The following is a 13422-nucleotide window of genomic DNA, read 5'->3' on the forward strand; positions in this document are numbered from 1 at the left end:
GCTATGTCGCTAAAAAGAATGGGCGAGAAAGAACTCGTAGAAAATTTTACCGGATTTGCTTTGAGTTTGATGATTTTCGATAGGCCCATGCCAGCATCGCCAGTGCGCCGATGATCATCGGCAGCGACAGCACCTGGCCGGAGGTGATCGGCATGCCGAGGAAGGTGGTTTCCCAGTCCGGCGTGCGGAAGTATTCGGTGAAGAATCGCGCGCAGCCATACAGCAGCGTGTACGTCGCGCCGACCGCCAGGCGTGGACGCTCTTTGCGCGAGTACAGCCACAAGATGACGAACACCACCAGGCCGTCGATCAGCAACTGGTAGAGCGGCGACGGATGGCGCAGGCCTTGCAGGAACACGGGATTCGGATGCAGCGGGTAGGCGTTGTCTGGCCACAGCATAGCCCACGGCAGCGATTGATCGCTGACCACTCTGCCCGGCAGCTCGGCGTTGATGAAGTTGCCCAGGCGGCCGGCGGCGTAACCCAGCGGCACCAGCGGCGCGATGAAGTCGTACACGTCCAGCAGATTGCGGCCGCTCCTGCGTGCCCACACGGCCATGGCGATCAGCACGCCCAGAAAGCCGCCATGGAAGGACATGCCTCCGTGCCAGACCTTCAGAATTTCTATCGGATTTGAAAAGTACTTGACCGGCTCATAGAACAGCACCTCGCCCAGGCGGCCGCCGATCACCACGCCCAGCATGCCGTAGAACAGCATGTCGTCCAGGTCTTCCTTGCGCCAGCCCTGCGCGGCGATGTGCGGCTGCTTGATGCGCACGCGCCCCAGCGTGATGAACAGGGCGAAGGCGAAGACGTACATCAATCCGTACCAGTGGATCGCCACCGGCCCCAGTTGCAGGGCGATCGGGTCGGGCATCGGGTGTATCAGCATAGGGTGTTCTTCCTTAATAATTCCAAAAAGCCGCGCAGCACCGGCGAGGCGTTGTCGCGCCGCCAGGCCAGGCCAGTTTCGACCAGCGGCGTGGCGTCGCGCAGCGCCCGGTATTCTACCCCGGTCCGCATCAGGTTGGACACGGACTGCGGCACCAGCGCCATCCCCATGCCGGCCGACACCAGGCTGACGATGGTCTGCATCTGGATCGCCTGCTGGCCTATCTCCGGCGTGATGCCGGCCTCGCGGAACACCGACAGGATGGCGTCGTACAAGGCCGGCGAGATCGCGCGCGGGAAGATGATCAACGGCAGCGGCGGCAGCGAGGCCAAGGCCAGCTTGCCTTGCTTCTTCAGCAGGCCGGCCGGCAGGGCCAGCACCAGCGGCTCGCTCAGCACCGGCAGGTAGTCCAGTTCCAGCCTGGCCTTGTCCGGCAGCGGCGGGATCAGCAGGCCGGCGTCGATGCGGTTGTTGAGCAGGTCGTCCAGTTGCAGGTCCGACGTGGCTTCCTGCAGCGTGATCTGCACTTGCGGATAGGCGGCGCGGTAGGCGCGCAGGAAGGGCGGCAGCACGCTGTAGTCGGCCGAGGAGATGAAGGCCAGCGTCAGCCTGCCCACCTCGCCGGCGGCGGCGCGCTGCACCAGCTGCGGCAGCTCCTGCGATTGCGCCAGCATGCGGCGCGCTTCCGGCAGCAGCGCCAGGCCGGCCGGCGTCAGCGCCACGCCGCGGCGGTTGCGCTCGAACAGCGCGGCGCCCAGCAGCTCTTCCAGCGCCTGTATCGTCTGCGACAGCGGCGGCTGCGTCATGTGCAGGCGCAGCGCCGCCTTGCCGAAGTGGAGTTCCTCGGCGACGGTGACGAAATAGCGTAGTTGCCGCAGTTCGATGTTCATATTGTTTACTGTTGAAATTCTATCCAGTGATATTTTATACGACTCACAGAGTCGAAAATACTATATTTGACACCGGCGCAGGGGAAAGGCAATCTGTCATGCTACGACAGCGGTCTTAAGCCCGCCTTTATCATTGGAGAAACATCATGCCGCAATACCGTTCCCGCACCACCACCCACGGCCGCAACATGGCCGGCGCCCGCGCCCTGTGGCGCGCGACCGGCATGAAGGACGGCGACTTCGACAAGCCTATCGTCGCTGTGGTGAACTCGTTCACGCAGTTCGTGCCCGGCCACGTGCACCTGAAGGACCTGGGCCAGCTGGTGGCGCGCGAGATCGAAAGGGCCGGCGGCGTGGCCAAGGAATTCAACACCATCGCCGTCGATGACGGTATCGCCATGGGCCACGGCGGCATGCTGTACTCGCTGCCGTCGCGCGACCTGATCGCCGACTCGGTCGAGTACATGGTCAACGCCCACTGCGCCGATGCGATGGTCTGCATCTCCAACTGCGACAAGATCACGCCGGGCATGCTGATGGCCGCGATGCGCCTCAACATTCCGGTGGTGTTCATCTCCGGCGGCCCGATGGAAGCGGGCAAGGTGCTGAAGGTGGTCGACGGCAAACAGAAGATCATCAAGCTCGATCTGGTGGACGCCATGATCAAGGCCGGCGACCAGTCGGTCAGCGATGCGGATGTCGCCGAGATCGAGCGTTCGGCCTGTCCTACCTGCGGTTCGTGCTCGGGCATGTTCACCGCCAACTCGATGAACTGCCTGACCGAGGCGCTGGGCCTGGCCTTGCCGGGCAACGGCACCATCGTCGCCACCCACTCCGACCGCGAGCAGCTGTTCCTGCGCGCCGGCCGTTTGATCGTCGAACTGGCCAAGCGCCACTACGAGCAGGACGACTACTCGGTGCTGCCGCGCTCCATCGCCAGCAAGGCCGCGTTTGAAAACGCCATGGCGCTGGATGTGTCGATGGGCGGTTCCACCAACACCGTGCTGCACTTGCTGGCCGCAGCGCACGAAGCGGAGGTGGACTTCGACATGAAGGACATCGACCGCATCTCGCGCAACGTGCCATGCCTGTGCAAGGTCGCGCCGATGACCGACAAGTACCACATCGAAGACGTGCACCGCGCCGGCGGCATCATGGCGATCCTGGGCGAACTGGCGCGCGCCGGTCTGCTGGACACCTCGCTGCCGACCATCCACGCGCCGACGCTGGGCGACGCGATCGAACGCAACGACATCAAGCGCAGCGACGATCCGGCCGTGCACCAGTTGTTCCGCGCCGCGCCTGGCGGCGTGCCGACGCAGGTGGCGTTCTCGCAATCGGAGCGCTACGACGCGCTCGACACCGACCGCAGCACCGGCTGCATCCGCGACAAGGCGCACGCCTATTCGCTGGACGGCGGCCTGGCGGTCTTGTATGGCAACCTGGCGCAGAACGGCTGCATCGTGAAGACGGCCGGCGTCGATGAAAGCATCCTGAAATTCAGCGGCAAGGCGCGCGTGTTCGAGAGCCAGGACGCGGCCGTCGAGGGCATCCTCGGCGATACCGTGCATGAAGGCGATGTGGTCATCATCCGCTACGAAGGTCCGAAGGGCGGTCCCGGCATGCAGGAGATGCTGTACCCGACGTCGTACATCAAGTCCAAAGGCCTGGGCAAGGCTTGCGCGTTGCTGACCGATGGCCGCTTCTCGGGCGGTTCGTCGGGACTGGTGATCGGCCACGCTTCGCCGGAAGCGGCGGAGGGCGGCGCGATCGGCCTGGTGGAAGAGGGCGATATGATCGATATCGATATCCCGAACCGCACCATCAACCTGCGCATCAGCGATGCCGACCTGGCGGCGCGTCGCGCGGCGATGGAGGCCAAGGGCGATGCGGCGTGGAAGCCGGTCGACCGTCAGCGCTATGTGTCGCAGGCGTTGCAAGCCTACGCGGCGTTGACCACGTCGGCCGACCGCGGCGCCGTGCGCGATCTGTCGCAGATCAAGCGCTAAGCAAGCGCCGGACTGCCACACTCCCGCTCCGCCCGGAGCGGGAGTTATTTTCACTTCTTGTCGAAATTCTGCTTCACGCGCGCCTTGCGGCGCTTTTCGTCCTCGTTGTGCGCCTTGCGTTTGTCCAGTCCAAGCATCGGCTCCAGGAACTCGAACCACACGAAGGCGAACACCATCAGCCCGATAATCCACCACCAGGACAGCAGGGCGAACTTCCACACTTCAAAATACCGCAGCCCGCACAGGGCTAAGATCACCAAAATGATAGGCATGTTGTGCTCCTCCAGTTACGTCATCTTACAAAGAAAACGGCTTTACGGGCAGCAATCTTCTATTATGGGTCAACGAAGATAAGCGCTATGGCGTTTAATGTTCAATAGCAAAACACGGTAGAATTGTTGGCGGAATTGAGTAGCACTTACCTGGAGAAGACAATGAAACGTAATTTGATGATGGTTGGCATGGTAGTCGCATCGGCATTCGCATCGCAAGCCGCTATGGCGGACGCGGGCATGGACCTGGCGAAAGCGAAGAACTGCCTGGCTTGCCACGCTGTGAGCACCAAGCTGGTCGGCCCTGCCTACAAGGATGTCGCCGCCAAGTACGCCGGCCAGAAAGACGCGGAAGCCAAGCTGGTCACCAAAGTGATCAAGGGCGGTTCCGGCGCCTGGGGCGCGATCCCGATGCCAGCCAATCCGCAGGTGACCGACGCCGACGCCAAGACCCTGGTGAAATGGATACTGGCGCAGAAGTAATCAGCGCCGTAGTAAAAAGAATAAAAAAAAGCCCCGTCTGCACTGAGCGCGATCTTGAGCGCGTTCAGGCCGACGGGGCTTTTTTTATTTACTTGATGACCGAAGTGATGGTCTTGGTGCCGTTGTTGTAGTTGTACATGGTCAGCGAGCCGTCCTTGATGTCGCCCTTGGCATCGAACTCGATCAGGCCGGTCACGCCCTGATACTTGATCTTTTGCAGGAACGGCAGGTACTTGGCTGGCTCGGCCGAATTCGCCGCCTGCATCGCGGAAACCATCGTCATGACCGAGTCGTACACATACGGCGCGTACAGTTGCACGTCCATGTTGTACTTCTTCTTGTAGCGCGCATGGAAGTCGTCCATGTTCTTTTGCAGCTCGGGCGGCACACCGCCGGCTTCGGCGCAGGTGACGACCTTGACCGCGTCGACGCCGGCCAGCTTAGGCAGCGATTCGGTGCACAGGCCGTCGCCGCCCATGTACTTGGCCTGGATGCCCAGCGCCTTCATCTGGCGCAGCAGCGGGCCGCCTACCGAGTCCATGCCGCCGAAGAAGATCAGGTCGGGATTCTTGCCCTTGATGGTGGTCAGGATGGCGTTGAAGTCGGTGGCCTTGTCGGTGGTGAATTCCTTGCCGACGATTTGCACGCCCGGCAGCGCTTTCTTGGCGCCCTTGATGAACTCTTCCGCCACGCCCTGGCCGTAGGCGGTGCGGTCGTCGATGACGGCGATTTTCTTCGCGCCCATCTTGCCGACTGCGTAGCCGCCCAGCGTGCCGCCCAGCTTGGCGTCGTTGGCGACCACGCGGAACACCGAGTTGAAGCCTTGCTGCGTGTATTTGGTCTGGGTGGTGGCTGGCGAAATTTCCGGAATGCCGGCGTCGAAGTAGATCTTCGAGGCAGGGATGGTGGTGCCGGAGTTCAGGTGGCCGATCACGCCGTTGACTTTGGCGTCGACCAGTTTCTGCGCGACCGCCGTGCCCTGTTTCGGATCTCCGCCGTCGTCTTCCAGCACGAGCACGAACTTGACCGCCTTGCCGCCGATCTTGATGCCTTTGGCGTTCAATTCTTCAACGGCCATCTTGGCGCCGTTTTCATTGTCCTTGCCCAGGTGCGCGGACGGACCGGAGACCGGCGCGACGTGGCCGATCTTGATCACTTCTTGCGCGCCGGCGCTGCCAGCAAAAGCCAGGGCGATGGCGAGTGGAATGAACTTGGTCTTGAACAGCATATGCATTCTCCAATGGTTGAATAAGCGACGGTGTCTCATGAACGCCGCAGAATTTTTCTGCAAGGCCAAAAGGTACAACAAATTATTCTTATCGCAAAGGGAGATTCGCAGGGATTCGCACTTTTCAGTGGCATTTCCCGGTTTTGATGCGTGTCGCGCTGGGGGAGTGCGGTCCGCGCACCAGAATCGGGAACGGACCGGGAGGGGAATTCTTACTTTTTGGCCTGCAGATGCGTCAACTCTTGCGAGACGGCGCGGGCGACGATTTTCTCGATGGTGTCGTGCAGGCCGATGCGGATTTCATTGGTCAGGCCGTGCAGGGCGTGGGTCAGGACTTCGGCCATGCAATCCTTGATGCGTTGCTCCAGCACGAAATCGACGCGCGATTGCAGCTGGTGCATGATGCGTTCGGACAGCCGGTGTTCCATCATCGCCCATTCGGCATCGCTCCAGTTGTCGATGGCGTCGGCTTCCAGCTCGGCCGCCATTTCAGCGCGCTTGGACAAGGTGGTGCGGGTACCGGAAGCGGCCTCGCCGGGCAGCAGTTCATCGCCCAGCGGCTCGGCCTTCAGGACTTCCGTCAATACAGGGATACTGGCGTCAAACGATTGGGCTTGGCTCATGATTTTCCTGTGACAAAGTGGGTAAGTGGATAGTCTTGCTGCTTGTATGCGACATAGCGCTTGCGGCCGGCGGCCGCGTCATCCTCATCGGAGGAAATTACTTCGATCATGCGCTCGAATTGCGCGACCGCGGAAGGCGCGCGGCGCGACAAATTTACCAATAAATCTTTGTGTGGTAAATCTGCCTCATCGTTGTCCGTGAGAATGATTGGCGTGTGTGCGGCGAGCGCGTCGCCGGCAAGCACATGGGGCAGGAAGTCGGTAGGGGAAAATGTCCACATCGCCGCGTTAAGTTCTGCCAGTTGCGCCTCATCGTCTGCCATTAGCACCACGCGTTTGTTCGCGCCCCAGGCCTTGCGCACGAGGCGGCAGGCATAGGCGATCTTGTCCGGCACGTTGGTGTGGAAATCGATGCGTGTCATAGCTGATTTGATCTGTTCTGTAGAGGGGAAGTGCATGCAGCGGGGTGCTGTTTGATTCCAGTTTATGCGAAAATTATTATTGGCGCTGGCACCGATGTTGCTACCGAACGCCAATTCTAGAACTGGAAGCCGGGCGGCGCATTGACCGGCGGCAGAGGCTTGGCAAGCTCCTCCACGGGGCGCACCGTTTCGGGCGGCGCGGCCGGCGGCGGCGCGGCGGAAACCGGCGCCGGGTACTGATAATTCGGTGGCAAGCGTTTTTCCAGCGGATAGCCGGCGTCGCTCAACAACACGTCCCAGCTGTTCTGCTCGAAGCCGGTCAGCTTGCTGCGGCCCACCAGCAACAGCGGCAGCTGGCCGTTGCCGCCTGCCTTCTTCAACGCCAGCTGGTCGGCCACGGTGGCGACGGTTTTTTCATTGAAAGGAATGCCGCGCGCCATCAGCATGGCGCGGGCGTTGCTACAGCCGTCGCACTGGGCCGTGGTGTACAGCGTGACCGGGCGGTTGCGCACGGCGTCGGCCAGTTCCTGCGGCAACTCCACCGAAGCTCCACCGGTGGAAAACGATTTCACTTCAACTTTTGTTTTGGCCGGCGCCGACGGCGGCGGCGGCTGGTCGCTGTAGTGGGTCACGCCTTTGTCGTCGACCCATTTGTACACCTGGGCGCTGGCCGTGCCGAGGCACAGCAGCGCGGCGGCGAGGACGGCCAGCCGCTTCATGATCAGGCCGCCATGCCGCTGTGACGCAGCAGCGCGTCGATGCTGGGCTCGCGGCCACGGAAGGCCGTGAACGATTCCAGCGCCGGCCGCGAGCCGCCCACCGACAGGATCTCCTGCAGGTAGCGCTTGCCGGTCGCGGTGGTGGCTTCCGGGCCCAGCGCCTTGGCTTCTTCGAACGCCGCGTAGGCGTCGGCGGACAGCACCTCGGCCCACTTGTAGCTGTAGTAGCCGGCCGCGTAGCCGCCGGAGAAGATGTGGCCGAAGGAGTTCTGGAAGCGGTTGAACGCCGGCGGCACGATCAGCGCGAACCTGGCGCGCACTTCGTCGATCAGTTGCTGCACGGTCTGGCCGGTGCTGGCGTCGTAGTCGTAGTGCAGGTGCATGTCCAGCAGCGAGAATTCCACCTGGCGCAAGGTCTGCAGGCCGGACTGGAAATTCTTCGCGGCCAGCATCTTGTCGTACAGCGCGCGCGGCAGTGGTTCGCCGGTGCTCACGTGCGAGGTCATGTGTTCCAGCACTTCCCACTCCCAGCAGAAGTTCTCCATGAATTGCGACGGCAGTTCCACCGCATCCCACTCGACGCCGGAGATGCCGGACACGCCCAGCTCGTCCACCTGGGTCAGCATGTGGTGCAGGCCGTGGCCGAACTCGTGGAACAGCGTGATCACTTCATCGTGCGTGAACAGCGATGGTTGCGCCACGCCGTCGACCACCGCAGGCTCGGTGAAGTTGCAGGTCAGGTAGGCGACCGGGGTTTGGATTTTCTCTTCCTCGGCGCGGCGGCCGCGGGCGTCGTCCATCCAGGCGCCGCCGCTCTTGCCGGCGCGCGCGTACAGGTCGAGGTAGAACTGGCCGATCAGCTTGCCGTTGCGCTCGATGCGGTAGAAACGCACGTCCTTGTGCCATACCGGCGCGTCGTCCGGCTTGATCTCGACGGTGAACAGGTTCTGGATCAGGCGGAACAGGCCGTCGACCACTTTGTGTTCGGGGAAGTACTGCTTCACTTCCTGCGCCGAGAAGGCGTAGCGGCGCTCTTGCAGTTTTTCGGAGGCGTAGGGGATGTCCCAGGCTTTCAGTTCGGCGATGCCCAGTTCTTCCTGCGCGAATTTTTTCAGTTCGGCCAGGTCCTGCTCGGCGAACGGACGGGCGCGCCTGGCCAGGTCTTCCAGGAAGGCGATCACCTGGTCCGGCGATTGCGCCATCTTCGGCACCAGCGAGACTTCGGCGAAGTTCTGGTAGCCCAGCAGCTTGGCTTCCTCGTCGCGCAGCTTCAGCAGCGTGACGATGTTTTGCGTGTTGTCCCAGTCTTCCTTCTTGCTGAACACCTCGCCCTGCTCGGAAGCCTTGGTGGCGTTGGCGCGGTAGATAGTCTCGCGCAGTTCGCGCCGGTCGGCGAATTGCAGGATGGGGAAGTAGGACGGGAAGTGCAGCGAGAATTCGTAGCCTTGCTTGTTTTCCTTTTCGGCGGCGGCGCGCGCGGCGGCCTTGACGTCGGCGGGCAGGCCGGCCAGCTCGGCCTCGTCGGCCACCAGCAGTTTGTAGTCGTTGGTGGCGTCGAGCACGTTTTCGGAGAAACGGGTCGAGACCGACGCGTGTTCTTCCTGGATGTCGGCAAAGCGTTCTTTTTTATCGGCCGGCAGTTCGGCGCCGCCCATGCGGAAATCGCGCACGGCGTTGTCGATGATGCGCTTGCGGGCCGGCGACAGGCTGTCGAAGCCGGCCGAGGCGCGCAGCGCCTTGTACTTGCCGAACAGCGCCTCGTTCTGGGCCAGCGCGGTCCAGAACTCGGTCACTTTCGGCTGGTTGTCGTTGTAGGTGGCGCGCAGCTCGGGCGTATCGACCACATTGTTCAGATGGCTGACGATGCCCCAGGCGCGGCCCAGCAGCTCGGTGGCGTTTTCCAGCGGCGTGACGAAGTTATCCCACGTCACTTGCTCGGACGGCGCTTCCAGTTGCTCGACCACGGCGCGGCTCTTGGCCAGCAGTGAGGCTATGGCCGGGGTGACGTGCTCGGGCTTGATCGCATCGAAACGCGGCAGGCCGCTAAAGTCCAGCAGGGGATTTTGATCGGTCATCTTGAGTCCAATAAGTTCGATACGGTTGTATGTTAGGTGCGCTCGGCCGCTTCGACGGTGTTCATCAGCAGCATGGTGATGGTCATCGGGCCCACGCCGCCTGGTACTGGCGTGATGTGCGATGCCACTTCCTTGATGCCGGCGAAATCGACGTCGCCGCACAGCTTGCCCGCGTCGTCACGGTTGATGCCGACGTCGATCACGATCGCGCCCGGCTTCACCATATCAGCGGTCAGCGTATTGCGGCGGCCGGTTGCGGCCACGACGACGTCGGCCTGGCGGGTGTACAGGCCCAGGTCCGGCGTCGCACTATGACAGATGGTGACGGTGGCGTTGGCTTGCAAGAGCAGCAGCGCCATCGGCTTGCCGACGGTGTTGCTGCGGCCGATGACGACCGCGTGCTTGCCGCGCAGGTTGACGCCGGTGCTTTCGATCAGCTTCATGCAGCCATACGGCGTGCACGGACGGAAGCCGTCCAGGCCGGCCATCAGTTCGCCGGCGCTCAGCACCGAGTAGCCGTCCACGTCTTTCTTGGTGGAGATCGCTTCGATGACCTTGTGCGGGTCGATGTGCTTAGGCAGCGGCATTTGCACCAGGATGCCGTGGATGGCCGGATCGGCGTTCAGCGCGGCGATGCGCTCGAGCAGCGCGGCTTCGCTCAGGTCGGCGGGATACTGCTCCTTGAGCGAGTAGAAACCGGCATCCTCGCAACCCTTGACCTTGTTGCGCACGTACACGTGGCTGGCCGGGTCGTCGCCGACGATGATCACGGCCAGGCCGGGCTGTTTGCCTAGTGCGGTGAGGGCGGCAGCACGTGCAGCAATTTCCGCGCGCAGTTTTTGGGAGAGGGCGATTCCGTCGATCAGTTGAGCAGGCATGATTTAACCAGGTGGGAGAGGAAAGCAGGATTATAAAGCCGCAGCGCGCACTGCGCCTCGTTTCCGGCGGTTTAGTCATGCTGCGCCGCACAAGAATTTCATGGGGTGATTTCACAATACGAAATCACGTATCGTAATTTGAAAAAGCGGAAAAGTGCTGTTAGAATCGCACACGGCATTGAAGTATTGGTAAATAATCAGCGTTACGTCAGCACTCAAACTCAGGAGACTTAATACATGTCAGCTCAACTTGACCAGGTAACGGCACACACCGACCCTGATTCGCAAGAAACCAAAGAATGGTTGGACGCACTGGCCGCAGTGCTGGAACAAGAGGGCCCTGAACGTGCTCACTACCTGATGGAACGCCTGATCGACCTGGCCCGCCAAAGCGGCTCGGATATCCCGTTCTCCGCCAATACCGCCTACGTCAACACCATCCCCGCCCACCTCGAAGTCCACTGCCCCGGCAACCTGGAATACGAAGAGAAGCTGCGTTCGTGGATGCGCTGGAACGCCATGGCGATGGTCGTCAAGGCCAACCGCGTCGACGGCGACCTCGGTGGCCACCTGTCCTCGTTCGCCTCGCTGGCCAATATGCTGGGCATCGGCTTCAACCACTTCTGGAAAGCGCCGAGCGAAAACCACGGCGGCGACCTGCTGTACATCCAGGGCCACTCCTCGCCGGGCGTGTACGCCCGCGCCTTCCTCGAAGGCCGCCTGAGCGAAGAGCAGCTGACCCATTACCGTCGCGAAGTCGACGGCAAGGGCCTGTCCTCGTATCCGCACCCTAAACTGATGCCGGACTTCTGGCAGTTCCCGACCGTGTCGATGGGCCTGGGCCCGTTGATGGCGATCTACCAGGCGCGCTTCCTGAAGTACCTGCACGCGCGCTCGATCGCCGACACCACCGACCGTAAAGTCTGGGCATTCTGCGGCGACGGCGAGATGGACGAACCGGAATCGCTGGGCGCAATCGGCATGGCCGCGCGCGAGAACCTGGACAACCTGGTCATCGTCGTCAACTGCAACCTGCAACGCCTGGACGGTCCGGTGCGCGGCAATGGCAAGATCATTCAAGAGCTGGAAGCGGACTTCCGCGGCGCCGGCTGGAACGTCGTCAAAGTCATCTGGGGCCCGGGTTGGGACGCGCTGCTGAAGCAGGACAAAGACGGCATCCTGCGCAAAGTCATGATGGAAACCATCGACGGCGAATACCAGAACTACAAGGCCAAGGATGGCGCCTACGTGCGCAAGAACTTCTTCGGCAAGCACCCCAAGCTGCTGGAGATGGTCGCCAACATGACCGACGACGACATCTGGCGCCTGACCCGCGGCGGCCACGATCCGCACAAGATCTACGCCGCCTTCAAGGTCGCGCAGGAACACAAAGGCCAACCGACCGTGCTGCTGGTGAAAACCATCAAGGGCTTCGGCATGGGCAAGCACGGCGAAGCGCGCAACACCGCGCACAACACCAAGAAGCTGACCGACGAAGCCGTGCGCGAAATGCGCGACCGCTACTCGATCCCTATCCCGGACGACCAGCTGGCCGACATTCCGTTCTACAAGCCTGCCGACGACGCGCCGGAAATCAAGTACCTGCACGAGCGCCGCGCCGCGCTGGGCGGCTACCTGCCGTCCCGCCGCATGAAAGCCGACGAGAAGCTGGTTGTGCCGCCGCTGAGCGCCTTCCAGAACGTGCTGGACGCGACCGCCGAAGGCCGCGAAGTATCGAGCACCCAGACCTACGTGCGCATCCTGACCACGCTGCTGAAAGATCCTAGCCTGGGCCAGCGTATCGTGCCGGTACTGGTCGATGAGTCGCGCACCTTCGGTATGGAAGGCCTGTTCCGCCAGGTTGGTATCTTCAACCAGCAAGGCCAGTTGTATGAGCCGGTCGATAAAGACCAGGTCATGTACTACCGCGAAGACAAGGCCGGCCAGATCCTGCAAGAAGGTATCAACGAAGCCGGTGGCATGAGCTCGTGGATCGCCGCGGCGACGTCGTACTCGACCAACAACCGCGTGATGATTCCGTTCTACACGTACTACTCGATGTTCGGCATGCAGCGTATCGGCGACCTGGTATGGGCCGCCGCCGACATGCGCTCCCGTGGCTTCCTGATGGGCGGCACCGCCGGCCGTACGACGCTGAACGGCGAAGGCCTGCAACACGAAGACGGCCATAGCCACCTGTTCGCAGCGGCTGTACCGAACTGCATGCCTTACGATCCGACCTTCGGTCACGAAATCGCCGTGATCATCCAGGATGGTCTGCGCCGCATGGTGGAAGAACAGGAAGACGTGTTCTACTACATCACCATCATGAACGAGAACTATCCGCACCCAGGCATCAAGCCTGGCCAGGAAGAGGGCATACTGAAAGGCATGTACCTGCTGCAGAAAGGCGACGAGAAAGCCAAGCAGCGCGTGCAGCTGATCGGCTCCGGCACCATCCTGCGCGAATCGATCTTCGCCCAGGAACTGCTGAAGAACGACTGGAACATCGCCGCCGACGTGTGGTCCGCGCCGTCGCTGACGCTGGTGGCCCGCGACGGCCAGGACGCAGAGCGCTGGAACCTGGTCAACCCGACCAAGGAACAACGCGTGCCGTACGTGACGCAGATTCTGAAGGATACCAGCGGCCCTATCGTCGCGACGACCGATTACATGCGTGCGTTTGCTGAACAGATCCGTGCCTTCATTCCGAAAGACCGCACCTACCGCGTGCTGGGCACCGACGGTTTCGGCCGTTCGGACACCCGCGCCGCGCTGCGTGAATTCTTCGAAGTGAACCGTTACTACATCACGGTCGCTGCGCTGAAATCGCTGGCGGAAGAAGGCAAGATCGACGCGAAGGTGGTGGAGCAGGCAGTCGTCAAGTACGGCCTGAACGCCAACAAGCCAAATCCGGTGACCCAATAATTA

At 62.0% G+C, this 13422-nt stretch carries 12 protein-coding genes; 3 read left to right on the forward strand and 9 right to left on the reverse strand.

Translation table 11 applies throughout. The features are described 5' to 3' along the window. Nucleotides 1-46: 46 nt before the first annotated feature. Nucleotides 47-892: a prolipoprotein diacylglyceryl transferase gene (gene lgt / locus AC1RMD_RS20805; RefSeq protein ID WP_492928958.1), complete on the reverse strand. Its 846-nt coding sequence runs from the start codon at nucleotides 890-892 to the stop codon at nucleotides 47-49. After that, entirely contained in the window at nucleotides 886-1782 is an 897-nt protein-coding gene (locus tag AC1RMD_RS20810) for a LysR family transcriptional regulator (RefSeq protein ID WP_492928960.1), read from the reverse strand. The genes lgt and AC1RMD_RS20810 overlap by 7 nt, the downstream gene beginning before the upstream one ends. 146 nt (nucleotides 1783-1928) lie before the next feature. Between AC1RMD_RS20810 and ilvD the strand changes: the two genes are divergently transcribed. Beyond that, a complete protein-coding gene (gene ilvD, locus AC1RMD_RS20815; protein WP_492928963.1) occupies nucleotides 1929-3791 on the forward strand; it encodes a dihydroxy-acid dehydratase in 1863 nt (620 codons plus the stop codon). A 50-nt stretch (nucleotides 3792-3841) separates the two neighbouring features. Here ilvD and AC1RMD_RS20820 read toward each other — a convergent pair whose 3' ends face one another. Then, a complete protein-coding gene (locus AC1RMD_RS20820; protein WP_492928965.1) occupies nucleotides 3842-4063 on the reverse strand; it encodes a TIGR04438 family Trp-rich protein in 222 nt (73 codons plus the stop codon). A 162-nt stretch (nucleotides 4064-4225) separates the two neighbouring features. On the opposite strand from AC1RMD_RS20820, the gene AC1RMD_RS20825 reads away from it, so the two are divergent. Continuing rightward, nucleotides 4226-4546, forward strand: coding sequence for a c-type cytochrome (locus AC1RMD_RS20825; RefSeq protein ID WP_492928967.1), 321 nt, complete (start codon nucleotides 4226-4228; stop codon nucleotides 4544-4546). A gap of 88 nt (nucleotides 4547-4634) precedes the next feature. Here the strand turns inward: AC1RMD_RS20825 and AC1RMD_RS20830 are convergent, their stop codons facing one another. The 6 genes from AC1RMD_RS20830 to folD form a co-directional block, all read right to left on the reverse strand. Continuing rightward, nucleotides 4635-5774 (reverse strand): branched-chain amino acid ABC transporter substrate-binding protein, encoded by a 1140-nt coding sequence (locus AC1RMD_RS20830; protein ID WP_492928969.1) that lies wholly within the window; start codon nucleotides 5772-5774, stop codon nucleotides 4635-4637. Nucleotides 5775-5986: 212 nt separating this feature from the next. Next, on the reverse strand, nucleotides 5987-6397 hold the full coding sequence (locus AC1RMD_RS20835; RefSeq protein ID WP_492928971.1) for a DUF2486 family protein: 411 nt from the start codon (nucleotides 6395-6397) through the stop codon (nucleotides 5987-5989). Further along, entirely contained in the window at nucleotides 6394-6819 is a 426-nt protein-coding gene (locus AC1RMD_RS20840; RefSeq protein WP_492928973.1) for a DNA polymerase III subunit chi, read from the reverse strand. The genes AC1RMD_RS20835 and AC1RMD_RS20840 overlap by 4 nt, the downstream gene beginning before the upstream one ends. A 116-nt stretch (nucleotides 6820-6935) precedes the next feature. Next, the gene (locus AC1RMD_RS20845) at nucleotides 6936-7538 is read right to left on the reverse strand and encodes a DUF4124 domain-containing protein (protein WP_492928975.1); all 603 of its coding nucleotides are present in this window, start codon (nucleotides 7536-7538) and stop codon (nucleotides 6936-6938) included. A 2-nt stretch (nucleotides 7539-7540) separates the two neighbouring features. Then, nucleotides 7541-9613 (reverse strand): M3 family metallopeptidase, encoded by a 2073-nt coding sequence (locus AC1RMD_RS20850; RefSeq protein ID WP_492928976.1) that lies wholly within the window; start codon nucleotides 9611-9613, stop codon nucleotides 7541-7543. A gap of 32 nt (nucleotides 9614-9645) precedes the next feature. After that, the gene (gene folD / locus AC1RMD_RS20855) at nucleotides 9646-10491 is read right to left on the reverse strand and encodes a bifunctional methylenetetrahydrofolate dehydrogenase/methenyltetrahydrofolate cyclohydrolase FolD (protein ID WP_492928978.1); all 846 of its coding nucleotides are present in this window, start codon (nucleotides 10489-10491) and stop codon (nucleotides 9646-9648) included. A 237-nt stretch (nucleotides 10492-10728) separates the two neighbouring features. Between folD and aceE the strand changes: the two genes are divergently transcribed. Continuing rightward, nucleotides 10729-13419, forward strand: coding sequence for a pyruvate dehydrogenase (acetyl-transferring), homodimeric type (aceE, locus tag AC1RMD_RS20860; RefSeq protein WP_492928980.1), 2691 nt, complete (start codon nucleotides 10729-10731; stop codon nucleotides 13417-13419). The last annotated feature ends 3 nt before the right edge of the window (nucleotides 13420-13422 follow it).

The organism is Duganella sp. GW822-FHT06D06, from assembly GCF_058799615.1.

Excerpts from the sequence above, each read along its gene's own strand:
- lgt (WP_492928958.1), bottom strand. The coding sequence starts at position 892 with ATGCTGATACACCCGATGCCCGACCCGATCGCCCTGCAACTGGGGCCG.
- folD (WP_492928978.1), bottom strand. The coding sequence starts at position 10,491 with ATGCCTGCTCAACTGATCGACGGAATCGCCCTCTCCCAAAAACTGCGC.
- AC1RMD_RS20845 (WP_492928975.1), bottom strand. The coding sequence starts at position 7,538 with ATGAAGCGGCTGGCCGTCCTCGCCGCCGCGCTGCTGTGCCTCGGCACG.
- AC1RMD_RS20850 (WP_492928976.1), bottom strand. The coding sequence starts at position 9,613 with ATGACCGATCAAAATCCCCTGCTGGACTTTAGCGGCCTGCCGCGTTTC.
- ilvD (WP_492928963.1), top strand. The coding sequence starts at position 1,929 with ATGCCGCAATACCGTTCCCGCACCACCACCCACGGCCGCAACATGGCC.
- aceE (WP_492928980.1), top strand. The coding sequence starts at position 10,729 with ATGTCAGCTCAACTTGACCAGGTAACGGCACACACCGACCCTGATTCG.
- AC1RMD_RS20835 (WP_492928971.1), bottom strand. The coding sequence starts at position 6,397 with ATGAGCCAAGCCCAATCGTTTGACGCCAGTATCCCTGTATTGACGGAA.
- AC1RMD_RS20810 (WP_492928960.1), bottom strand. The coding sequence starts at position 1,782 with ATGAACATCGAACTGCGGCAACTACGCTATTTCGTCACCGTCGCCGAG.
- AC1RMD_RS20820 (WP_492928965.1), bottom strand. The coding sequence starts at position 4,063 with ATGCCTATCATTTTGGTGATCTTAGCCCTGTGCGGGCTGCGGTATTTT.
- AC1RMD_RS20840 (WP_492928973.1), bottom strand. The coding sequence starts at position 6,819 with ATGACACGCATCGATTTCCACACCAACGTGCCGGACAAGATCGCCTAT.
- AC1RMD_RS20830 (WP_492928969.1), bottom strand. The coding sequence starts at position 5,774 with ATGCTGTTCAAGACCAAGTTCATTCCACTCGCCATCGCCCTGGCTTTT.
- AC1RMD_RS20825 (WP_492928967.1), top strand. The coding sequence starts at position 4,226 with ATGAAACGTAATTTGATGATGGTTGGCATGGTAGTCGCATCGGCATTC.